Origin of the sequence: Blautia hansenii DSM 20583 (assembly GCF_002222595.2) — a bacterium.
GTDB classification, from domain to species: domain Bacteria; phylum Bacillota; class Clostridia; order Lachnospirales; family Lachnospiraceae; genus Blautia; species Blautia hansenii.
The window spans coordinates 2,239,090-2,262,181 of record NZ_CP022413.2 but is presented as its reverse complement, the minus strand read 5'-3'; the positions used below and the strand labels follow the sequence as shown (position 1 = coordinate 2,262,181).

At 39.2% G+C, this 23,092-nt stretch carries 20 protein-coding genes; 14 read left to right on the top strand and 6 right to left on the bottom strand.

Annotation, left to right across the window (positions count from 1 at the left end; all coding sequences use genetic code 11):
• Nucleotides 1-3: 3 nt before the first annotated feature.
• Nucleotides 4-1,074: a mannonate dehydratase gene (uxuA, locus tag CGC63_RS11460; protein ID WP_003019540.1), complete on the bottom strand. Its 1,071-nt coding sequence runs from the start codon at nucleotides 1,072-1,074 to the stop codon at nucleotides 4-6.
• Nucleotides 1,075-1,234: 160 nt separating this feature from the next.
• Between uxuA and CGC63_RS11455 the strand changes: the two genes are divergently transcribed.
• Nucleotides 1,235-2,341 carry a metallophosphoesterase gene (locus tag CGC63_RS11455; RefSeq protein WP_003019542.1) on the top strand — a complete coding sequence of 369 codons (1,107 nt, stop codon included), beginning with the start codon at nucleotides 1,235-1,237 and terminating at the stop codon, nucleotides 2,339-2,341.
• A 77-nt stretch (nucleotides 2,342-2,418) separates the two neighbouring features.
• Here CGC63_RS11455 and CGC63_RS11450 read toward each other — a convergent pair whose 3' ends face one another.
• Entirely contained in the window at nucleotides 2,419-4,050 is a 1,632-nt protein-coding gene (locus CGC63_RS11450; protein WP_003019544.1) for an ABC-F family ATP-binding cassette domain-containing protein, read from the bottom strand.
• 208 nt (nucleotides 4,051-4,258) lie between these two features.
• On the opposite strand from CGC63_RS11450, the gene CGC63_RS11445 reads away from it, so the two are divergent.
• From CGC63_RS11445 to CGC63_RS11400, 11 genes are all read left to right on the top strand, one after another.
• A complete protein-coding gene (locus CGC63_RS11445; protein ID WP_003019546.1) occupies nucleotides 4,259-4,669 on the top strand; it encodes an RrF2 family transcriptional regulator in 411 nt (136 codons plus the stop codon).
• Between the two features lie 146 nt (nucleotides 4,670-4,815).
• On the top strand, nucleotides 4,816-8,352 hold the full coding sequence (gene nifJ / locus CGC63_RS11440) for a pyruvate:ferredoxin (flavodoxin) oxidoreductase (protein WP_009246417.1): 3,537 nt from the start codon (nucleotides 4,816-4,818) through the stop codon (nucleotides 8,350-8,352).
• Nucleotides 8,353-8,566: 214 nt separating this feature from the next.
• Nucleotides 8,567-10,003 carry a L,D-transpeptidase family protein gene (locus CGC63_RS11435; RefSeq protein ID WP_154965467.1) on the top strand — a complete coding sequence of 479 codons (1,437 nt, stop codon included), beginning with the start codon at nucleotides 8,567-8,569 and terminating at the stop codon, nucleotides 10,001-10,003.
• Between the two features lie 125 nt (nucleotides 10,004-10,128).
• Nucleotides 10,129-10,695 carry a glycerol-3-phosphate responsive antiterminator gene (locus tag CGC63_RS11430; RefSeq protein ID WP_040351084.1) on the top strand — a complete coding sequence of 189 codons (567 nt, stop codon included), beginning with the start codon at nucleotides 10,129-10,131 and terminating at the stop codon, nucleotides 10,693-10,695.
• 130 nt (nucleotides 10,696-10,825) lie between these two features.
• On the top strand, nucleotides 10,826-12,265 hold the full coding sequence (locus tag CGC63_RS11425; protein WP_003019554.1) for an NAD(P)/FAD-dependent oxidoreductase: 1,440 nt from the start codon (nucleotides 10,826-10,828) through the stop codon (nucleotides 12,263-12,265).
• A 17-nt stretch (nucleotides 12,266-12,282) separates the two neighbouring features.
• Nucleotides 12,283-13,557: an NAD(P)/FAD-dependent oxidoreductase gene (locus tag CGC63_RS11420; protein WP_003019555.1), complete on the top strand. Its 1,275-nt coding sequence runs from the start codon at nucleotides 12,283-12,285 to the stop codon at nucleotides 13,555-13,557.
• Between the two features lie 2 nt (nucleotides 13,558-13,559).
• Nucleotides 13,560-13,925 (top strand): DUF1667 domain-containing protein, encoded by a 366-nt coding sequence (locus CGC63_RS11415; protein WP_003019557.1) that lies wholly within the window; start codon nucleotides 13,560-13,562, stop codon nucleotides 13,923-13,925.
• Between the two features lie 22 nt (nucleotides 13,926-13,947).
• Complete coding sequence (locus tag CGC63_RS11410) at nucleotides 13,948-14,778, top strand: HAD-IIA family hydrolase (protein WP_003019559.1); 831 nt, start codon at nucleotides 13,948-13,950, stop codon at nucleotides 14,776-14,778.
• The gene (gene sfsA / locus CGC63_RS15700; protein ID WP_003019560.1) at nucleotides 14,775-15,458 is read left to right on the top strand and encodes a DNA/RNA nuclease SfsA; all 684 of its coding nucleotides are present in this window, start codon (nucleotides 14,775-14,777) and stop codon (nucleotides 15,456-15,458) included. The genes CGC63_RS11410 and sfsA overlap by 4 nt, the downstream gene beginning before the upstream one ends.
• Nucleotides 15,459-15,494: 36 nt before the next feature.
• Complete coding sequence (mutY, locus tag CGC63_RS15695; protein WP_003019562.1) at nucleotides 15,495-16,547, top strand: A/G-specific adenine glycosylase; 1,053 nt, start codon at nucleotides 15,495-15,497, stop codon at nucleotides 16,545-16,547.
• A complete protein-coding gene (locus CGC63_RS11400; RefSeq protein ID WP_003019564.1) occupies nucleotides 16,548-17,564 on the top strand; it encodes a glycosyltransferase family 2 protein in 1,017 nt (338 codons plus the stop codon).
• A gap of 71 nt (nucleotides 17,565-17,635) precedes the next feature.
• On the opposite strand, the gene CGC63_RS11395 is transcribed toward CGC63_RS11400, so the two are convergent.
• From CGC63_RS11395 to CGC63_RS11385, 3 genes are all read right to left on the bottom strand, one after another.
• Nucleotides 17,636-18,280 (bottom strand): phosphatase PAP2 family protein, encoded by a 645-nt coding sequence (locus CGC63_RS11395; protein ID WP_009246409.1) that lies wholly within the window; start codon nucleotides 18,278-18,280, stop codon nucleotides 17,636-17,638.
• Nucleotides 18,281-18,430: 150 nt separating this feature from the next.
• Entirely contained in the window at nucleotides 18,431-19,255 is an 825-nt protein-coding gene (locus CGC63_RS11390; RefSeq protein WP_003019567.1) for a glycerophosphodiester phosphodiesterase family protein, read from the bottom strand.
• A gap of 16 nt (nucleotides 19,256-19,271) precedes the next feature.
• The gene (locus CGC63_RS11385) at nucleotides 19,272-20,195 is read right to left on the bottom strand and encodes a diacylglycerol/lipid kinase family protein (RefSeq protein ID WP_009246407.1); all 924 of its coding nucleotides are present in this window, start codon (nucleotides 20,193-20,195) and stop codon (nucleotides 19,272-19,274) included.
• 120 nt (nucleotides 20,196-20,315) lie between these two features.
• Between CGC63_RS11385 and CGC63_RS11380 the strand changes: the two genes are divergently transcribed.
• Complete coding sequence (locus tag CGC63_RS11380; RefSeq protein WP_009246406.1) at nucleotides 20,316-20,789, top strand: methylglyoxal synthase; 474 nt, start codon at nucleotides 20,316-20,318, stop codon at nucleotides 20,787-20,789.
• Between the two features lie 71 nt (nucleotides 20,790-20,860).
• Here the strand turns inward: CGC63_RS11380 and CGC63_RS11375 are convergent, their stop codons facing one another.
• Nucleotides 20,861-21,652, bottom strand: a complete 792-nt coding sequence (locus tag CGC63_RS11375; protein WP_040351085.1) for an N-acetylmuramoyl-L-alanine amidase — start codon at nucleotides 21,650-21,652, stop codon at nucleotides 20,861-20,863.
• 180 nt (nucleotides 21,653-21,832) lie between these two features.
• Here CGC63_RS11375 and CGC63_RS11370 point away from each other — a divergent pair, with 180 nt between their 5' ends.
• Nucleotides 21,833-22,999: an iron-containing alcohol dehydrogenase gene (locus CGC63_RS11370; RefSeq protein ID WP_003019574.1), complete on the top strand. Its 1,167-nt coding sequence runs from the start codon at nucleotides 21,833-21,835 to the stop codon at nucleotides 22,997-22,999.
• The last annotated feature ends 93 nt before the right edge of the window (nucleotides 23,000-23,092 follow it).

Here is a 23,092-nt window from a genome sequence, read left to right as displayed (position 1 = left end):
AGCTTATTTCTCCTCTTTTTCAATGGCTTCCCACAGACCGCACAGATAGGCAGAACCCAGCGCTCTGTCGTATAGTCCGTATCCGGGCATGGCTTTTTCACCCCACATCATTCTGCCGTGATCCGGACGGATTGGGCCGTCAAAGCCTGCATCATGAAGGGCTTTCAGAATTTTGTATATGTCAAAAGCTCCGTCAGAGCTTAAATGAGCGCTTTCCTCAAAATCACGCATACCGTCATTAAAACGGAGATTTCTCACATGAGCAAAGTGAATTCTGCCCTTCAGCATGTGAATAGTATCAATCAAATCATTATTCAGGTTTGTTCCGTAAGAGCCGGTACAAAAGGTAATTCCGTTGTGCTTATTAGGAACCGTATCCATCATACGTTTTAAATTTTCCTGTGTGGAAATAATACGGGGAAGTCCGAAGACACTCCAAGAGGGGTCATCGGGATGAATTGCCATGTTAATGTCATATTTGTCACAAGCAGGCATAATGGCTTCCAGAAAATATTTTAAATTGGCGAACAGACGGTCTTCGTCAAAGCCTTTATACAGGGTAAAGAGCTCCTTTACCTTTTCCATGCGCTCCGGTTCCCAGCCGGGCATGACAGAGCCATTCATATTATTTTTGATAGTTTCAAACATTTTCTCAGGCTCTAATTCATCGATTTGTTTTTGGCTGTAAGCCAGAACCGTAGTACCGTCTTCTCGTTTTCTGTCAAGCTCTGTTCTTGTCCAGTCAAATACAGGCATGAAATTATAGCAGACTGTATGAATGTCTGCTTTTCCCAGATTTTCCAGTGTTTTTATATAATTCTCAATATCTCTGTCTCTGTCAGGCGAGCCGGTTTTAATGGCATCGCTGACGTTGACGCTTTCAATACCTGCCAGATGCAGACCGGCATCCTCAATTTCATTTTTCATAGTCAGAATTTCATCCAAGGTCCAGACTTCACCGGGGAGTTTTTCATAAAGTGTGGTAATAATGCCTTTTACATAACAAATCTGATGAATTTGCTCTAACGTAACGGTATCGTGTTTTTTGCCATACCATCGCATTGTCATTTCCATAATCTGTGTTCCTCTCTTTTTGCGTACTTTACAGTTAGTATGATAAAAATATTGAAAAAAATACAAAATTACGGAAGCATTGTGGATGTTGAAAAAGCTTTGTTTCTGTATTACAATCAATTCATATAAAAAGGAATATTATGGGTAAGAGGTGTGAAAAATGTATCATGGATTTGGAAAATTTATCAGAGGAAAAGGATTTTCCATATTGTTTTATTTGGTTTCCGTATTATTGATGTTTTATCTGACAGTAAAAATCGGAAGTGTTGCGGAATATGTTTTTTCCGTGGATATCTATTCTGCTGTTTTTGTTGTTTTAGCTGTTTTGATGTTTTATATGCTTTGCTACTTCAGCAGTAAAAAAGCAGAAAAAAGGGCAAAAAATTTGTATGAAGTCTGCGGTGTTGTGCTATGTGTGCTTTTAAATCTTACCATGTGTTTTCTGGTGTTTGATTTTTTAAATATTTTTGTGCCCTTTGAAAAAGCAGGATGGTGTTTGATACCCACAGCGGCAGGAGTGCTGTTGTCTGCATACGGATTTTTTCATGCCAGACATTTAACCGTGAAAAAATACCAAATTCAGTTGGGAGAAAAGAAGCTGAACAAAAGGTTGGTTCTATTAAGTGATATTCACACAGGCTCCTTCGTCAATGAAAAGCATCTGGAGAAAATCATAGAAAAAGTGAATGAGTTAAATGCAGATTTGATTTTCATTGCAGGGGACACTTTTGACGTCAAGGCTTTTGAATGCTGTAACCTTCCAAAACTGGAAGAAATATTCAGAAGGCTTCGTTCTAAAGAAGGGGTATATGCAAGTCTTGGAAATCATGATCCACTTTCTTCGGAAAAGAATGTGAGAGAGTTTTTTGAAAAGTCAGGTATTTGTCTGCTGACAGATAAATGTGCAGAAACACAGGATTTTTATATTATAGGCCGTGAGGATGTGACTTCCTGTCCTGACAGAAAAAGTCTTGCAGAAATACTTCCGAAGAAAAGAGGCAGGAAACCGGAAATTTTGTTAGAACATAATCCCGGTGGTATAGAGGAAGCCATAGAAAATAAAGTCACGCTTGTTTTGTGCGGACATACCCATAAAGGCCAGTTTTTTCCGGCAACTTTTTTTACAAGACTTGCCTATGGAAAGAAAGACTTTTACGGATATGCGAAAAGAGAGGAAACCCAGAGTATTGTATCTGCGGGAACAGGGTATTTTCAAATGCCCATGAGAATTGGAAGCAACAGTGAAATCGTACTGATAGAAGTATAAAAGAAACCGCCTCATTAGGAAGCTGTGTAATGCTTCTTAATGTGGCGGTCTTTTATTTTGTATTTAGCTTTTAATGATTAGTTATCTTCCTCTGTCATAGTGTATACCTGACGTTTTCTTGCCATTTCATCGCTTGCCAGATATTCGTCATAAGTGGTAATCTTGTCGATTAAAACACCGTTTGGAAGAATTTCCATAATACGGTTTGCGGTTGTCTGAACAATCTGGTGGTCATGAGAAGCAAAGAGCAGAACGCCCGGGAACTTAATCATACCGTTGTTCAAAGCTGTAATAGACTCCATATCCAGATGGTTGGTAGGCTCATCTAAGATTAAGATATTCGCACCGGAAATCATCATTTTGGAAAGGAGACATCTTACTTTTTCACCACCGGAAAGTACACGGACTTTTTTCACCCCGTCTTCACCGGGGAAGAGCATACGTCCAAGGAAACCACGTACATAAGTAGCATCCTTAATTTCAGAATAACCGGTGAGCCAGTCTGCAATAGTTAAATCGTTATCAAATTCTTTTGTACTGTCTTTTGGGAAATATGCCTGAGAAGTAGTAACGCCCCATTTGTAAGTACCTTCATCCGGCTCCATTTCACCCATTAAAATTTGGAATAATACAGTTTTGGCACGTTCATTTCCGCCGACAAAAGCTACTTTATCATCATGCCCTAAGGTGAAAGTAATATTATCTAAAACTTTTACACCATCGATGGTTTTTGAAAGTCCTTCTACCATCAAGACTTCATTTCCGATTTCACGGTTTGGACGGAAGTCAATGTAAGGATATTTACGGCTGGACGGACGCATATCATCTAACTGAATTTTTTCCAAAGCACGTTTTCTGGAAGTAGCCTGTTTTGATTTGGAAGCGTTAGCAGAAAATCGGGAAATAAATTCCTGAAGCTCTTTAATCTTTTCTTCCTTCTTACGGTTAGCTTCCTTCATCTGTTTGATTAAAAGCTGGCTGGACTCATACCAGAAGTCATAGTTTCCGGCATAGAGCTGGATTTTACCGTAGTCGATATCTGCAGTATGTGTACAAACCTTGTTTAAGAAGTAACGGTCATGAGATACTACGATAACGGTGTTTTCAAAGTTAATTAAGAATTCCTCAAGCCATTCAATAGCATCTAAATCCAAGTGGTTGGTAGGCTCGTCAAGGAGCAGGATGTCAGGATTACCGAAAAGCGCCTGAGCAAGGAGAACCTTAACTTTCTCGCTTCCCTTTAAGTCAGACATCAGGGAATAGTGTAAATCTGTATCAATACCCAGACCGTTTAAAAGCATAGCCGCATCGGACTCTGCTTCCCAGCCGTTCATTTCTGCAAATTCACCCTCTAATTCACTGGCACGGATACCGTCTTCGTCTGTGAAATCTTCTTTTGAATAAATCGCTTCTTTTTCCTTCATAATATCATAAAGACGCTGATTTCCCATAATAACAGTATCCAGAACAGGATAGGAGTCATATTTAAAGTGGTCCTGCTGTAAAAAGGACAAACGCTGTCCGGGAGTAATGGTAATGTTACCATTTGTGGTTTCCAGCTGTCCTGAAAGGATTTTCAAAAAGGTAGATTTACCTGCACCGTTAGCACCTATCAAACCATAACAGTTGCCTTCTGTAAATTTAATATTAACATCTTCAAACAGTGCTTTCTTTCCAATTCGTAAAGTAACATTATTTGCTGCAATCATGTTCTAATTTTCCCTCACTTATTTTATAAAACAATTTTTATGATTTCTGCGTAATCTCTTTTATTGTACCTGAAAACAGGGAATTTGCAAGTGTTTCTTACGAAAAATACTTGATTAAAGGAGTACAGATTGATATAATAATGCTCTGAATAAGAGTAATTATCTAATTATAATAAAGAAATACAAAGATAAAGAGGGGAAATATTCCATGTTAATTACAAGAGAATGTGACTATGGCGTGCGTATTATTCGAGCGCTGGCCAATGGAGATAAAATGTGTGTGCATCAGATATGCGAGCAGGAGGATTTAACACCTGCCTTTGTCTATAAAATCTTAAAAAAGCTGGAAAAGAAGGAAATTGTAAAATCTTTTCGTGGAAGCAACGGGGGCTATGCTTTGAAAAGCTCTGTAAAGGAGCTGACTTTGCTGGATATTTATCTGGCAGTAGACCCGGAGTTTTATATGATTGAATGTATGAACCCGCAAAAGCCCTGTACGCATAATCAATCGGATTGCGGGTGTGCCGTGCATAGAGAGCTGGCAAGAGTGCAGCAGATTTTATTGACAGAATTAAAAGTACATTCCATTGCGGAAATTATCGGACTGGAAAAGGAATAGAAAATCGGATTTGTTTTTTTAGAAAAACATTATGCTTTCTTTGGTTTTAGAAATAGACATGCCCTTGAAATCGTGCTATAATTTAATATAGACTTCGGGAGCGAAGTGAAATATTGTTGAAAACAATTTTCAAGGAGGAAAATCAAATGGCTAGAAAGATGAAAACCATGGATGGTAACCATGCAGCAGCTCATGCTTCTTATGCGTATTCTGATGTAGCGGCTATCTATCCTATCACCCCGTCATCTGTAATGGCAGAGGCAACAGACGAATGGGCAACACAGGGAAGAAAGAACATTTTCGGACAGGAAGTACAGGTTACTGAAATGCAGTCTGAAGCAGGTGCAGCAGGTGCAGTTCACGGTTCTCTGGCAGCAGGTGCTCTGACTACAACATATACAGCATCTCAGGGACTTCTGTTAATGATTCCAAACCTTTACAAAATTGCCGGAGAGCAGTTACCGGGTGTTATCAACGTTTCTGCTCGTGCATTAGCAAGCCATGCACTGTCAATCTTCGGTGACCATTCTGACGTATACGCATGTCGTCAGACAGGATGCGCAATGTTATGTGAGTCTTCCGTACAGGAAGTTATGGACTTAACACCGGTTGCTCATTGCTCTGCAATCAAAGGTAAAGTTCCATTCATTAACTTCTTTGACGGTTTCCGTACATCTCATGAAATTCAGAAAATTGAAACATGGGATTACGAAGATTTAAAAGATATGGTAGATATGGACGCTGTTGACGAATTCCGTAAACACGCATTAAACCCAAATCATCCATGTCAGAGAGGTTCTGCTCAGAACCCTGATATCTTCTTCCAGGCAAGAGAAGCATGTAACCCATACTACGATGCTTTACCGGCATTAGTACAGGAATACATGGATAAAGTAAATGAAAAAATCGGCACAAACTACAAATTATTCAACTACTACGGTGCTGAAGATGCTGAACACGTTATCATCGCTATGGGTTCTGCATGTGAAACAATCGAAGAAACAATCGATTACTTAATGGCAGCAGGCAAAAAAGTTGGTCTTGTTACAGTTCGTCTTTACAGACCATTCTGCGCTGAAGCATTAGTAAACGCTATTCCGGAAACTGTAAAACAGATTTCTGTATTAGACAGAACAAAAGAACCGGGCGCTCTTGGCGAACCATTATACTTAGACGTTGTTGCTGCATTAAAAGGTACAAAATTCAACGATACACCAATCTTCAGCGGACGTTACGGATTAGGTTCTAAAGATACAACTCCGGCTCAGATCGTTGCTGTATACGAAAACACAACAAAAGAAAAATTCACAATCGGTATTGTTGATGATGTTACAAACTTATCTCTGGAAGTTGGAGCTCCTCTTGTTACAACACCGGAAGGAACAATCAACTGCAAATTCTGGGGATTAGGTGCTGACGGTACTGTTGGTGCAAACAAAAACTCCATCAAGATTATCGGTGATAATACAGATATGTATGCTCAGGCATACTTTGATTACGACTCTAAAAAATCCGGCGGTGTTACAATGTCTCACCTTCGTTTTGGTAAGAGCCCAATCAAATCCACATACCTGATTAAACAGGCGAACTTTGTTGCTTGTCACAATCCTTCCTATGTTAACAAATATAACATGGTTCAGGAATTAGTTGACGGCGGTACATTCTTATTAAACTGCCCATGGGATATGGAAGGCCTTGAAAAACATTTACCAGGACAGGTAAAAGCTTTCATCGCTAACCACAACATCAAATTCTATGTAATTGATGGTATTAAAATCGGTAAAGAAATCGGACTTGGCGGACGTATCAATACAGTTCTTCAGTCTGCATTCTTCAAACTTGCTAACATCATTCCGGAAGAACAGGCTATCGAATTAATGAAAGCTGCTGCAAAAGCTACTTACGGAAGAAAAGGTGACGCTATTGTGCAGATGAACTATGACGCTATCGACGCAGGTGCTAAACAGGTTGTTGAAATTCAGGTTCCGGAAAGCTGGAAAGATTGTGCTGATGAAGGTTTATTCATGGCTCATGCTGAAGGCGGACGTCAGGATGTTGTTGATTTCGTAAACAATGTTCAGGCTAAAGTAAATGCTCAGGAAGGTAACACATTACCTGTATCTGCATTTAAAGATTATGTTGATGGTACAACTCCATCTGGTTCTTCTGCTTACGAAAAACGTGGTATCGCAGTAGACATCCCAGTATGGCAGCCAGAAAACTGTATCCAGTGTAACCGTTGTGCTTATGTTTGTCCTCATGCAGTTATCCGTCCAGTTGCTATGACAGATGCTGAAGTAGCAGCAGCTCCGGAAGGAATGAAGACATTACCTATGACAGGTATGGCTGATTACAAGTTTGTTATGACTGTATCTGCTTATGACTGTACAGGATGTGGTTCTTGTGCAAATGTCTGCCCAGGTAAGAAGGGTGCAAAAGCTCTTGTTATGGCAAACATGGAAGAAAATGCAGGAGAACAGAAATTCTTCGATTATGGTGTAACATTACCAGTAAAAGAAGATGTTGTTGCTAAATTTAAAGAAAATACAGTAAAAGGTTCTCAGTTCAAACAGCCATTACTTGAGTTCTCAGGAGCTTGTGCTGGTTGTGGAGAAACACCTTACGCTAAATTAATCACACAGTTATTTGGTGACAGAATGTACATTGCAAACGCAACAGGATGTTCTTCTATCTGGGGTAACTCCTCACCATCTACACCATATACTGTAAATGCAAAAGGACAGGGTCCAGCATGGTCTAACTCTCTGTTCGAAGATAACGCTGAATTCGGATACGGTATGTTATTAGCTCAGAAAGCTATCCGTGGCGGATTAAAAGAAAAAGTTGAGTCTGTAATGGCTTACGAAGGATCTTCTGAAGAAGTAAAAGCTGCTTGTCAGGAATGGTTAGATACATTCGGAAGCGGAATTACAAACGGTGCGGCAACAGATAAATTAGTTGCAGCATTAGAAGGTGTTGACTGTGACGTATGCAAAGACATCGTTAAGAACAAAGACTTCTTAGCTAAGAAATCTCAGTGGATTTTCGGTGGTGACGGTTGGGCATACGACATCGGTTTCGGTGGTGTTGATCACGTGTTAGCTTCCGGACAGGATATCAACGTAATGGTATTCGATACAGAAGTTTACTCCAACACAGGTGGACAGTCTTCTAAATCTACACCAACAGGTGCTATCGCACAGTTCGCAGCCGGCGGTAAAGAGGTTAAGAAGAAAGATATGGCTTCTATCGCAATGAGCTATGGTTATGTATACGTTGCTCAGATTGCTATGGGTGCAGACTTCAACCAGACTGTAAAAGCAATCGCTGAAGCTGAAGCATATCCGGGACCATCTCTGATTATTGCTTACGCTCCATGTATCAACCATGGTATTAAGAAAGGTATGAGCAAAGCTCAGACAGAAGAAGAATTAGCAGTTAAATGTGGATACTGGCATAACTTCCGCTTCAATCCAGCAGCAGAAAACAAATTCACTCTGGATTCCAAAGCTCCAACAGAAGATTATCAGGCATTCCTTGACGGAGAAGTTCGTTACAATTCCCTGAAACGTTCTAATCCGGAAAAAGCTGCTAGATTGTTCGCTAAGAATGAGTCTGAAGCTAAGGCTAGATACGAATACTTAAATAAACTGGTTACTCTTTACGGAAAAACAGAGGAGTAATTCCATTAACAAAATAAAGTTATAAATGTGTCCGGACGAGAAAAAAAGTCTTGTTTTGCAGAAGTTCTGTAAAACAGGACTTTTTATATTGGAAAATTTAAAAAATAAGTATGTCTTTTGTAAATAAATACATGATAAATATAGAGAAATTGTAATATAAGTATGATACAATCATTCAATAATCATACAAATGAAGCAGAGGGAGCTTATAAATATGGCGAAAAAGAAAAAGTGTGCAAAGTGGCAAAAGAAAGTACTTATATGTGGAACAGTTATAGCTTGTATTTTTGGTCTTGTATATGCAGGAGGGGCTTTTTATTATAAAGATAAATTTTTTAAAAGAACGAAGATAAATGGAGTTTCTGTTGATAATTTAACTGCAAAAGAGGCAGAGAAAAAAATAGAAAATAGAATAGAGGATTATTCTCTGGAAATCTCTTTTAAAGATGGGGAAAAAGAAGTAATTGACGGTAAGGAGATTTCTTATGAGTATCTTTCAGACGGAAAAATTCAGGAACATTTGGAAAAGCAAAATCCTTTCTTATGGACTTCAGGGTTTTTTAAGGAACATAATTATGAGGTAGGAGAAGCAATTACTTTTGATGAGACGAAGCTTCAGGAAAAATTAAACACTTTTGCATGTATGCAGGAGGAAAACATGATACCTCCAAAAGACGCATATATTGCTTTTGAAAACAACAGTTTTGTCATAAAACCGGAAGAAGCAGGAACTACCCTTGATAAGGCATTATTGACGGAAAAGCTGCTTGCATCTGTAAAGGAAAGTAAAAATACCTTTTCTGCCGAAGAAGCAGGCGTTTATGTGCTTCCGACAGTTACCGATAAAGATGAGACGCTGAAGCATCAACAGGAGGTATGGAACGGATGTGCTGCGGTAACCGTGACCCATACCTTCGGTGACAAAAAAGAAGTTCTGGACGGAATGACTGTGAAGGATTGGATGACCTATGACGAAAACGGAAATTATGTGGAGAATTTAGGTGTTTTACAACAGCATATCAGAGACTACGTTCAGACGCTGGGAGAAAAATATAATACCATTGGAACAAAAAGAACCCTGACCAGTACCTATACAGGTGAACCTGTGACTGTATCGGGTGGCAGTTATGGCTATCTCATTGATATAAGAGGAGAAAGAGCTCAGCTTCTAAAAGATATTCAATCCCACGGTAATATTGAAAGAGAACCCATATATGCGAAACGAGGAAAAGCCTATGGAGAAAATGATATAGGAAACACGTATGTAGAGCTGGATTTAAGCGCACAGCATTTATGGTATTACAAAGACGGAGCGGTTCTTATGGAGTCAGATTTTGTATCAGGCACTTACAATGATAAAAGCCGCAGAACGCCGTCGGGGGTATATTCTCTGGCGTATAAGCAGAGAAATCAGGTTTTGCGTCCTGCGCCTAATCCGGACGGAACTTATGACTATGAGTCACCGGTTTCTTATTGGATGCCTTTTAATGGTGGAATTGGACTTCATGATGCCAACTGGAGAGGCAGATTTGGAGGGAATATTTACAGAAACAGCGGTTCTCATGGCTGTATTAATCTCCCTGTTTCTTTTGCAGGAAAGTTTTATGAAAGTATTGAAGCAGGCTGTCCCATTGTATGTTTTTACAGATAATTAACTTGCAACTATAAAATATGTGTAGTACAATAAGGTTGAGTAGGAGACAAGAACAAAGGCTGTGGGACAGCTTTATGCTCTTGTCTTTTTATCACTGATTATGAATGACAGAAGGTAGAAATATGAGGTCTCAGCTTATAGAAGAATTTGAGGATTGTCCGGTTATTGCAGCCATAAAAGACGAGGAAGGGCTGAAAAGATGTATTCATTCAGATATTCCCATTGTGTTTGTCTTGTATGGAGATATCTGCAATATCAGCCAGATTGTCAGTCGTTTAAAGAAGGCAGGAAAAACAGTTATTATCCATATTGATTTAATTGCAGGATTAAGCAGTAAGGAAATTGCAGTTACCTATATAAAATTGGTGACACATGCAGACGGTATTATTTCCACAAGACCTGCGGTAATCCGTCAGGCAAAGGAAGAAGGACTGTTTGCTATTATGCGTTTTTTTGTCATTGACTCTATGGCTTTTGAAAGTATTAAACGCCAGACAGAAAGTGTATATCCCGATATGATAGAGGTGCTTCCGGGAGTCATGCCGAAGATTATACAGAAAATTTGCAAGCAAAACAGAACCCCTGTAATTGCAGGTGGTTTGATATCAGATAAAGAGGATATTATGGCAGCTCTTGATGCAGGAGCTATGTCCATATCCACCACCAACCAAAAGGTTTGGTTTATGTAAAACAGAATAAATACGCCGGAGATGAGAGATAGAGCGAATGAAGCATAGGAAAACTTATGCCTTCTTGTTCTGTCTCTCTTTTATTGTATAGAAAACGCAGCAGACGTAAGGTCTGGGAAGGAGATTAAAAATGTATGATGCAGTAATTATTGGAGCAGGAGTTGTAGGATGTGCAGTGGCAAGAGAGTTGTCAAGGTATCGACTAAAAACGGTTGTTTTAGAAAAAGGAGAGGACGTATGTTGTGGTACTTCCAAGGCAAACAGCGCTATTGTTCATGCGGGATTTGACGCAGAGCCGGGAACGTGGAAGGCAAAAATGAATGTAATAGGCAGTAAAAAAATGGAAAAATTATCAAAAGAACTGGATTTTCCTTATAAAAGAAACGGCTCTCTGGTTCTTTGCTTTGATGAAAAAGATTTACACAAATTAGACGATTTAAAGCAAAAAGGAATAGAAAACGGCGTAGAAGGTTTGGAAATTATTACCGGAGAAAAGATATGGGAAATGGAGCCGAACCTTTCAAAAAATGTAAAGGCAATGCTCTATGCACCTACGGGAGCTATTATTTGTCCCTTTAAATTGACCATTGCTTTAGCAGAAAATGCCAATGTCAACGGAGTGGAATTTGCCTTTGATATAGAGGTAAAAGACATTCAGAAGACAGAAAATGGATACGAGATAGAGACTACAAAGGGATGCTATGAAACAAAATGTATTGTCAATGCTGCCGGAGTATACGCAGATGTTTTTCACAATATGGTCAGTGAGGAAAAGCTTTCTATTACCCCCAGAAGGGGAGAATATTGTCTTATGGATAAAAAGGCGGGAAGCTTCGTATCGCACACAATTTTTCAGCTTCCTACCGCTATGGGAAAAGGTGTGCTCATTACCCCTACCGTGCACGGAAATCTTTTAGCAGGACCTACGGCTGAAAATATAGAGGATAAAGAAGGCATTAACACCACGGGAGAAGGAATTGCAAAATTGTCTCAGATGGCAAAATTAAGCGCAGAAAATATTCCTCTGAATATGGTAATTACTTCCTTTGCAGGGCTGCGTGCAGCGGAAAAAGGCGGAGATTTTGTCCTGGGAGAGGTCTTTGATGCGCCGGGATTTTTTGATGCAGCAGGAATTCAGTCACCGGGACTTTCCAGCGCTCCTGCTATTGGAGAATATCTGGCAGACAGCATTGCAGAGAAGTTAAAAGCAGAGAAAAAAGAAGATTTTAATCCGAGAAGAAAGGATATTCCATGCGTGGCAGAAATGCCAAAAGAGGAATTAAAAGCATTGATAGCAGAAAATCCGTTATATGGAAATGTAATTTGCAGATGCGAAACCGTTACAGAGGGCGAGATTGTAAATGCAATTCGCAGACCTTTAGGCGCTAAGTCCTTAGATGGAGTGAAAAGAAGAACCAGAGCAGGAATGGGCAGATGCCAGTCAGGATTTTGTGCGCCTAAGGTAATGGAAATTCTGGAAAGAGAGCTTCAGAAATCTCCTTTGGAAATTACAAAGGCAGGAGGAAAATCCACACTTTTAACAGGCAAAATTAAGGAAGAATTTGTATAGGAAAGGATAGAAAAGTCATGCAGGAATATGAATTGATTATTGTGGGAGGCGGTCCGGCAGGACTTGCAGCAGCGATTTCAGCGAAAGAAAACGGGATTGAAAAGCTTTTAATTTTAGAAAGAGATTATGAGCTGGGCGGTATTTTAAACCAGTGTATTCACAATGGCTTTGGCCTACATACATTTAAGGAGGAGCTGACCGGACCGGAATATGCACAGCGCTTTATTGAACAGGTTTTTGAGAAAAATATTCCTTATAAATTAAATACCATGGTGCTTGATATTGAAGATTGCGGAGAGGAAAAAGTAGTAACTGCCGTAAATAAAGAGGACGGCTTTATGAGCTTAAAGACAAAGGCAGTGATTTTGGCTATGGGATGCAGGGAACGCCCAAGAGGTGCGCTGAATATACCGGGATATCGTCCGGCAGGAATTTATACGGCAGGAACAGCTCAAAGACTGGTGAACATGGAAGGAATGATGCCGGGAAAAGAAGTGGTGATTTTAGGTTCAGGAGATATTGGGCTGATTATGGCAAGGCGTATGACACTGGAGGGGGCAAAAGTCAAAGTAGTAGCAGAATTATTACCATATTCCGGTGGATTACAACGAAATATTGTGCAGTGTCTGGAAGATTTTGACATTCCCTTAAAACTCAGTCATACCGTAGTAGAAATCCATGGGAAGGAGAGAGTGACAGGCGTTACTCTGGCACAGGTAGATGAAAATCGTAAGCCAATTCCAGGGACAGAGGAGTTTTATTCCTGTGATACATTGCTTTTATCCTGCGGTTTAATTCCGGAAAATGAATTGTCTGCAAAAGCAGGAATTGAGCTTTCAAAAGTCACCTCCGGTCCTGTGGTAAATGAAAGTCTGGAGACAAGTGTAAAAGGAATTTTTGCCTGTGGAAATGTACTTCATGTCCACGATTTAGTAGATTATGTTTCAGAAGAAGCAAAGAAGGCAGGGCAGCAGGCAGCTGCATTTCTCTACGGAAAAGAGTTACAGGAGGAAGAAAATGTCATTGCCATTTGTCCGGAAGGAGGTATTCGCTATACTGTGCCGCAAAAGCTTCGGCTGGAGAATATGGAAGACAGTCTGATTGTACGATTTCGTGTGGGAAAAGTATATGAGAACGTATATATAAATGTTTATTTAGGAGATAAACGTATTGTACATAAGAAGAAAAAAAAGACAGCACCTGGAGAAATGGAGCAGATTGTTTTAAAAAAATCAGATTTGACACAGGGATTGAAATTCGATAAAATTATTATGAAATTGGAGGAAGCATAAGGATGAATGTCAGGGAATTAACTTGTATTAACTGTCCTTTGGGATGTTCTCTCACCGTTACCTTAGACGGAGAAAAAGTAATAAAAGTGGAAGGGAATACATGTCCAAAAGGGAAAACCTATGGGGAAAAGGAAGTTATAAATCCAACCAGAATTCTCACATCCAGTGTAATGGTTACAGATGGAAAGCTTCCTGTTGTTTCTGTAAAAACTGCCTCCGATATTCCAAAAAATAAAATCAGAGAATGTGCAGCCGGTTTGAAAAATATTACCGTACAGGCACCTGTAAAAATCGGAGATATTATCTTAGAAAATATAGGAGGTACGGGGGTAGCGCTTATTGCAACAAAAAATGTTGAGCACAGGTAATCGGCTGAAAGAGGAGAAATAAATGCTGGATTATACCGGAAAATCTGCAAATAAATTGAAAGAAAAAACCTTGTATCTTTTAGATATGGATGGAACGATTTATAATGAAAATGAAATTTTTGACGGAACATTGGAATTCCTTGAAGAGATTGAAAGACGGGGCGGACAATATGTGTTCATTACCAATAATTCTTCAAAATCCGTAGAAGATTATGTACAAAAGGTACGGGCTATGGGGATAAAAGCAGAGTATGAAAACTTTTATACCTCCGGTCAGGCAACAGCTATGTATCTAAAAGAAAATTATCCCAATCAGGTGGTTTACTGCATGGGAACGAAGTCTTTAATAAAGGAGCTTCGGGAAGCAGGAATAGAGGTCGTTACAGAGGTGGATGAGCGTGCAGGCGTGGTACTTTTAGGCTTTGATACAGAAAATACATCCGAGAAAATCCGAAACACTTGTATCATGCTTGGAAGAGATGTGGCATATCTGGCAACCAATCCGGACTTAGTTTGTCCTGTAAGCTTTGGTTATATTCCGGATTGCGGTTCCATGAGCATCATGTTGAAAAATGCCACAGGAAAAGAACCGTTTTTTATCGGAAAACCGGAGCCGATTATGGTAAACTGCGTATTGAAGAAGTTAAACTGCAAGAGAGAAGATGCGGTAATCGTAGGTGACAGGCTGTATACGGATATTAAAACAGGAGCAAATGCCCAGGTGGATACCATCTGCGTGCTTTCCGGTGAAGCTTCTATGGAAGATATTTTGCAGGGAGAAGTAGAGCCCACTTACATTTTTAAAAGTGTAAAAGAAATATACGAAGGATTGACAGAGGAAACAGAGCTATGAAATATAACAAGGTAGAACAGGGGATTTTTCAGAAACGTCCAAATCGGTTTATTGCCCATGTGGAAATAAACGGAAAAGAGGAAGTCTGCCATGTGAAAAATACAGGGCGCTGTCGGGAATTATTAGTTCCCGGCGCCCTTGTTTTTTTGGAGGAAAGTGATAATCCAAAGCGAAAAACAAAGTATGATTTAATTGCAGTGGAAAAGGGAAATCGTCTGATTAACATGGACTCACAAATTCCAAATAAGGTAGTAGAGGAATGGTTAAAAGAGGGAAATCTCTTTGGAAAGGAAGCAAAAGTTCGGCGGGAAGTTGTGTACGGAAATTCTCGATTTGACTTGTATATAGAAAGCGGAGAAAGAAAAATTTTCATGGAAGTAAAGGGAGTTACGCTGGAGGAAAATAATGTTGTAAGATTTCCCGATGCACCTACACAGCGAGGAGTAAAACACATACAGGAGCTGGAAAAATGTATAAAAGAGGGATATGAAGCGTATCTGATATTTGTTATTCAGATGGAAAATGTGGATTATTTTACACCTAATCGTGATACGCATCCTGAATTTGCCGAGGCATTAAAAACAGCAGAAAAAGCAGGCGTTCATATTCTCGCATACGATTGTATTGTAAGAAAAGACTTGATAAATCTTGCAAAACCTGTTAGGGTTTACTTAGAATAAAAATATACTGAAAACAGAAAACAAACAGGAGCAAATATGTTAGAACAGATTGTAGAGCCTTTGCTTATCTGGTATGAGAAGAATAAAAGAAGCTTACCATGGAGAGATGAATCTACCCCTTACCATGTGTGGATTTCAGAGATTATGCTTCAGCAAACCAGAGTAGAAGCGGTAAAGGGTTATTACGCAAGATTTATAGAAGCATTACCTGAAATTAAGGATTTGGCAGAGTGTCCGGAAGAAAGATTGTTGAAGCTCTGGGAAGGGCTTGGATATTATAATCGAGTGAAAAATATGCAGAAAGCAGCCAGAGAAGTGATGGAATTTTATGACGGAAAGCTGCCGGCTGATTATGAAAAACTGTTAAGCCTTTCGGGAATTGGAAGCTATACGGCAGGGGCAGTTGCATCCATTGCTTACGGAATTTCAAAGCCTGCGGTAGATGGGAATGTACTTCGTGTGATTACCAGAATTACGGAAAATCCCTCTGATATTTTAAAACAGTCTACAAAGCGGGAAATGGAAAAAAATTTGGAAAAAATCATGCCTGTTCATGCTCCCGGCGCTTTTAATCAAAGCTTAATGGAGCTTGGGGCAACGGTTTGTGTGCCTAATGGTATGGCAAAATGTGAATGTTGTCCTGTGGCAGAATTTTGCATGGCAAGAGCCCATGATACTGTTTTGGAATATCCGAAAAAGGCGGCAAAAAAGCCCAGAAAAATAGAAGAAAAAACCGTATTGATTATTCAAAACGGACAAGAATTTGCCATACAAAAGCGTCCCGAAAGCGGGCTTTTGGCAGGACTTTATGAGCTTCCGAACAGAGCGGGCTACCTGACTCGAGAGGAAGCCATACGCTGTGTAGAGGACATGAAGCTGATGCCTGTTTATATTAAAGAGGCAGGAAGCTCAAAGCATATTTTTTCTCATGTAGAATGGCACATGAAGGGATATTTGATTAAAGTGGCATCTACGGAAGAAAAACAAGTGGGAGAATTGATATTTGCAGACAAAAAAAATTCAAAAAAGAAATATCCTATTCCTTCTGCGTTTTCAGCATATAGAAAGTACATTGAGGAGGACTTTTAGATGAAGTTATTATCCATTGCTGTGCCTTGTTACAACTCACAGGATTATATGAGAAATTGTGTAGACTCTCTTTTAGAGGGCGGAGATTTAGTGGAAATTTTGATTGTGGATGACGGTTCTAAGGATGATACAGCAAAGATTGCAGATGAATACGCTGCGAAATATCCGAATATTGTAAAGGCAATTCATCAGGAAAACGGAGGGCACGGAGAGGCGGTAAATGCCGGACTTCGAAATGCAACAGGCTTTTATTTTAAGGTTGTAGACAGTGATGACTGGGTAAATAAAGAAGCCTATCATGCAATTCTTGATAAGCTTTTGGAGATTATTGCAGGACCGGAAACACTGGACATGATGATAAGCAACTTTGTGTACGAAAAGCAGGGCGCAAAGCATAAAAAGGTCATGAAATATAAAAATTATATACCGGAAGGCAAGATATTTACATGGAAAGAAATGGGCAGAATGCCTATCGGAAAGTATATTTTAATGCACTCTGTTATTTACCGGACAGAGCTTTTAAGAGAATGTAAATTAGAGCTGCCAAAGCATACTTTTTATGTGGATAATATCTTTGTATATAAGCCATTGCCTTATGTAAAAACCATGTATTATATGGATGTGAACTTTTATCGTTATTTCATCGGAAGAAACGACCAGTCTGTAAATGAGACTGTTATGATACGCCGAATTGACCAGCAGCTTTTAGTCAATCGCCTGATGATTGACATTATTTCCGAAGAAAAAGTTACAGATAAAAACACACGAAGATATATGCTGAAATATCTGGATATTATTATGGCAGTATCTTCTATTATGTTAATTCGTTCCGGTACGGAGGAAAATCTGGAGAAGAAAAAAGAACTTTGGAGATATTTAAGAAGTGCAGATATTCACATTTACAGAAAGCTTTATATGAGTGTTTTAGGAAGGGGCGTAAACCTTCCGGGAAGAAGCGGAAGACGTCTTTCTGTTACCTTGTATAAAGTAGCACAAAAATTCTATGGATTTAATTAATTTCCTAAAATAACAAAAAAGTGGCTGTCGCTTTAAACATTTAAGATATGTATGAATGCGACAGTCACTTTTTATACTCTTGCCGGCTTTTCTGCATGTACAGCTCTGGGCTTATAGAGAAGCTGATAACATACAAGGTTAAGCGCTGCGGCAGCGATGACATCTACAAGAGTATGTTGTTTTAAGAATACAGTTGCCAGAACAATCAATGTAGTTAAAACAGCAGTGCCGGTAAGCAGCACCTTTCGTTTTTGGAAAGGCTTGTGATGAAAAACTGCAATACAGCATGCGATGGAGTTAAATACATGAATGCTGGGCAAAATATTGGTTGGTGTATCAATCGTATAAAGATACTGTACCAGTTGAATAAAAATACCGTCTCCTGTTAATTCAGGCCTTAAATTTTGTCCGTTGGGATAAATAAGAGAAACTACAATAAATAGAGTCATTCCTATTCCCAATGTTAAAATAAACTGCCAGTATTCCTGCTTGTTTTTATTGATAAAAGCAAAATAAAATACAGTTACGGCAACGTATGCAAACCATAGAAGATAGGGAATAATAAAGTATTCACAAAAGGGAATATAATCATCGATTTTCATGTGAATAATATTAATGGGAACTTTCCGCTGTTCTACGTATCCGAAAGCAAGCATGTAGAAAATACCGTAAATCGGAATAATCAAGGTATGCTTATATTTTTTCAGGAATTCCAAAATCTCACCTCACATTCTTTCAGAATATTCATATCATTCTTTGAGCTATTATAGCACAGCAAATATAGGATAACAACGCAATTTACATTTGTTTAATAAATTAAAGAATATGTTTATCTTATTAGAAAAATATTAGGAAAATCTTGCATTTTAACATTCTTTTGCAGGGATAAAGCTGTCAAAAATAATGGAGTCAAAACAGTCTTTTTGCTTTTTAAAGACCATAGAAGAACGTACCGTCCACGCAAAAACAGGGGTTTTGTAAATATATTTCTGCAAAAGAAAGCTGATATTATATCGGTCTTTATAACAGTAAGAAATAAAATCAGGTTTTCCTAAAAAGTTCAGCAAAAGATATTTTACAAGAAAGCTCAAAAAATATCCGCCCTCGGCAACCGGTCTTGTTAAATTGGCAGAGAGCTGTCCTCTGATAATTTCCTTGCGGTTTTTCTTGTACCAGCGCAGAGCAAGAGGATTAAAGGACTCAATACAATATTTGCCGGAATAATTTTGCAGCAGTTCATCAGCCAGACGGCAGGTAAGGGTTTTCACAGTGGGAAGTTTAATTTCTATCAATAAAGGAACCTGTCCGTTTACAAGGTCTAAAACGTCCTGAAAAAGAGGAATTTTTTCCGTAGAATTCATAAGCGTAAGCTTTTGCAGTTCCTTGTAAGTGAGTTCGCATACGGGAAGGTCAATACCGCACATCCGTGATAAGGTATGGTCATGAAAAACAACAATTTGATTATCCTTTGTTCTTTGAATATCAAGCTCAATGCCGTACCCATGCCGTACTGCCTCCTGAAAAGCTCTCATAGAATTTTCGGGGATGCGCTGGTCAGGGGTAAACAGTCCTCTGTGCGCAAACAGACAGTGACAAAATGTCTTGGTTTCTTTCTTTCTGGTAAAGCGGGGCAAGGTTCCTAAAATATAAATACACAGCAGAAGCACAAAAATCATTAGTATTTTTTCCATAATTTTCACCTGTTTCTTATTTGAGAATAACGTTAATCTGTTTTCCGGCAGACTGCAAGGTTAAATGGTCTGCCACTCCCAGCGACTCTCCGTCACAATGAATGGGGAGAGGGGATTTGCTGGAAATATCAATTCGTTTGCAGCTTGTGAGCGTAACACCTTGAAAACGTCCGTGTTTTCCCACAAAGGCAGTGGGGAAAAGAGCCAGTATTTTCAGCTTTGATAAATTTCCAACCATACAGATATCCAGCAGATTATCTTGAAAGTCTGCCTTTGGACAAAATTTTACACCGCCCCCTTCATAAGGCATGTTCATTCCTGTGATGAAGAAAAATTTAGATAAGGAGGCCGTTTCTTTCTTGTCCATACGAACAGAGACAGGGCATGCTTTATATAGGATTAAAAGCTTTAATGCAATCAAAACGTAAGTCAGTTTTCCCAGATGTATTTTATTCATTGCTTTTTTTAAAGGGGAAACCATTACCTTACGGCAGATATCTGCATCGTAGCCAATGCCGCTGCTTACAAGAAAATAGCGGGAGCTTTCCTGGGTACGGGCAAGACCTATGTCCACAGCAGTACACTGGGACGGAGACAAAATAGCATCCATACATTTTTCTACATCGCAAGAGAGATTTAAAGCTCTTGCAAAATCATTGCCGGAGCCGGTGGGAAGATAACCCAGCGTAATGTGGGAAAAGTCTGTTTCGGCCAAACCGTTTATTACCTCATTTAAGGTTCCGTCACCGCCTAATACACCTAAAGTACAGGGGCGGGAGAGATTGGCAATTTGTTCGGCAAGCTTTTTAGCATGTCCTGTATATTCAGTGAAACGGGCTTCATAAGAAACTTCCCGTTCCTTCAAAATCGCCTCAGCCCTTTTCCAGATAGACATGCCATATCCGGATTTTGAGTGAGGATTTATAATAAAGTAATACATGTGTTTTTACCTGCGTTTTCTTTTGTTTTGGTTACATTGTAGCAGTTTCACGTTGAGAGAACAAGAAAAATATGATAAACTGAGCAGGAGATGAAAAAATTCAGAAAGGCGGTCTTTCAGATGATAACAAACGAATATGTAACATTTACAATTGGAAAGAAAAAGAATATTGCCCTGATTGCCCATGACAATGAAAAGCCAAAGCTTATCCAATGGTGTAAGGATAACTACGATATTTTAAAAAATCATAATTTATACGGAACAGGTACAACGTCCAGATTGATTGCAGACAAAGCAGGACTTTGTATCAAAGGCTATAACAGCGGTCCTCTAGGCGGGGACCAGCAGATTGGCGCTAAAATTGTAGAAGGAGTCATTGATTTTATTGTATTTTTCTCTGATCCTTTGACAGCACAGCCTCATGACCCCGATGTAAAAGCGCTGATGCGTATTGCACAGGTGTATGATATTCCTATGGCGGTGAATAAAGCCACAGCGGATTTTATGATTAAATCCATTTATATGGATACAGAATATGACCACGAAGTGATTAATTTTAATAAGAATGTAGAAGACAGAGCAGAGTCTATGTAAAGAAGCTTATAGTAAGAAGATTTATAGATTTTCAGATAAAAAGGGAAATCCATAAATCTTCTTTTGGCTTTTTAGTAGGAGGCAGGACCGGAGACAATCCAAGTACTGTAACCGGATTTTCTGAGAGCCTGTTCCATTTTCACTGCATTGGAAAGGTTCTTGTATGCACCTACCTGTACCTTGAACAAGCCGTCTTCGTATAAAAGAAAGGCAGGATATCCCTGAGCCTGTAAGGTATAGAGCATATTGTTTGCATGTTCCCTATTTCGGAAACTGCCTGTTTGCACGCGGTAGAAATCATCTTGAGTTGCTGTTTGATTTTCTAAAGTTTCTTCATCTAAAGTTCCTAAAATTGCAGAAGAAATCGCCTGTGCAATTTCAGAAAATTGTGTGTCAAAACGTTCATTATCGGCATCTGTATTCAAAAATCCTGTTTCAATTAAAACAGCAGGCATTTTTGTTCTTCGAAGAACCACCAGACCGGGGCGTGCCTTTACGCCGATTTCTCGAAAGCCCAGTTCGCCCAAAGCACCGTTAATATTTTCTGCCATATCCAGCTTTTCACCGGATTTGTCGTATACCAAAGTTTCAACGCCTTCATATTGATTGGACTTAGGGCTGGAATTGCGGTGAAAAGAAATGAAAAAATCAGCGCCTGCTTCGTTGGCAAGAGCTGCTTTTTCAAAAGGTGTCTGGTATACATCTGTGGTACGGGTATAGACTACATCAATACCGTTTTGGGACAGGATATTTCCCACTGCCAGCGCCAAATCTAGATTATCGTCTTTTTCCTTTCTGCCGTTGTAGGTAGCGCCAAAATCGGCTCCCCCGTGTCCGGCATCGATTATTACTTTATAAGCCATGTTAAACTCCTTAAAAGCCTCTCTATTTAAGATATACATATCCTGAAAAAAGGTGAAAAAGTATAAAAAATATATAAAACATCTTGACATTCAGATGATATATGATACAATTTAATCGTTAAAAAAATAACGTTAAAAAAATAACATTAAAAAATAACATAAATTCAAGGAGGAAGCAATATGGCAAGATTTACATTACCAAGAGATTTATACTGGGGAAAAGGTTCTTTGGAAAACCTGAAAACATTACAGGGTAAAAAAGCAGTATTGGTTTTAGGCGGCGGTTCCATGAAGCGCTTCGGATTTGTTGATAAAGCAGTAGCATATTTAAAAGAAGCAGGTATTGAAACAAAATTGTTTGAAAATGTAGAGCCGGATCCATCCGTAGAGACCGTTATGAAAGGCGCAGAGTTTATGCGTGAATTTGAACCGGACTGGATTATTTCCATGGGCGGCGGTTCTCCTATTGATGCGGCAAAGGCAATGTGGGTATTTTACGAATATCCGGAATGTACTTTTGAGGAAATTCTCACACCGTTTAGTTTTCCGGAGCTTCGTAAGAAAGCGAAATTCTGTGCAATTCCGTCTACATCAGGTACAGCCACAGAAGTAACTGCATTTTCCGTTATTACAGATTATGCAAAGGGAATTAAATATCCTCTGGCTGACTTTAATATTACACCGGATGTGGCAATCGTAGATCCGGAACTGGCAGAGACAATGCCAAAGCATTTAGTTGCGTATACAGGTATGGATGCTCTGACACATGCCATTGAAGCTTATGTTTCTACTTTACATGGAACATTTACAGACCCTCTGGCATTAAAAGCAATCCAGATTGTCAATGATGAGCTTACAAAATCTTATGACGGAGATATGGCAAGCAGAGAAGAAATGCACTATGGTCAGTGTCTGGCAGGAATGGCATTTTCTAATGCGCTTCTGGGAATTGTACACTCTATGGCGCATAAAACAGGAGCTGCTTTCTCAACAGGACATATTACACATGGTCTTGCAAATGCAATGTATCTGCCGTATGTTATTAAATACAATGCAAAAGAAGCAGAAGCAAAGAAGCGTTATGAGACAATTGCTGCGTATCTGGGACTGGAAGCCAGTGTGGACGCACTGTGTAACAGAATTGTAGAGTTAAATAACTACATGGGAATTCCGAATACATTAAAAGAGTTCGGTATTAAGGAAGACGAATTTAAAGAAAAAATCAGTGAAATTGCAAAAAATGCAGTTGGAGATGCTTGTACGGGTTCTAACCCAAGAAGTATTGACCCAGAGACAATGGAAAAATTGTTTACTTATATCTACGATGGAAAAGAAGTAGATTTTTAATTTCATAGGAAATTGCGTCCTACGAAATTAAAAATGCTCCGCGAGGATGCACAATCTCTTTAAATGAAATAAGAATTGATTTTTAAACCGGAA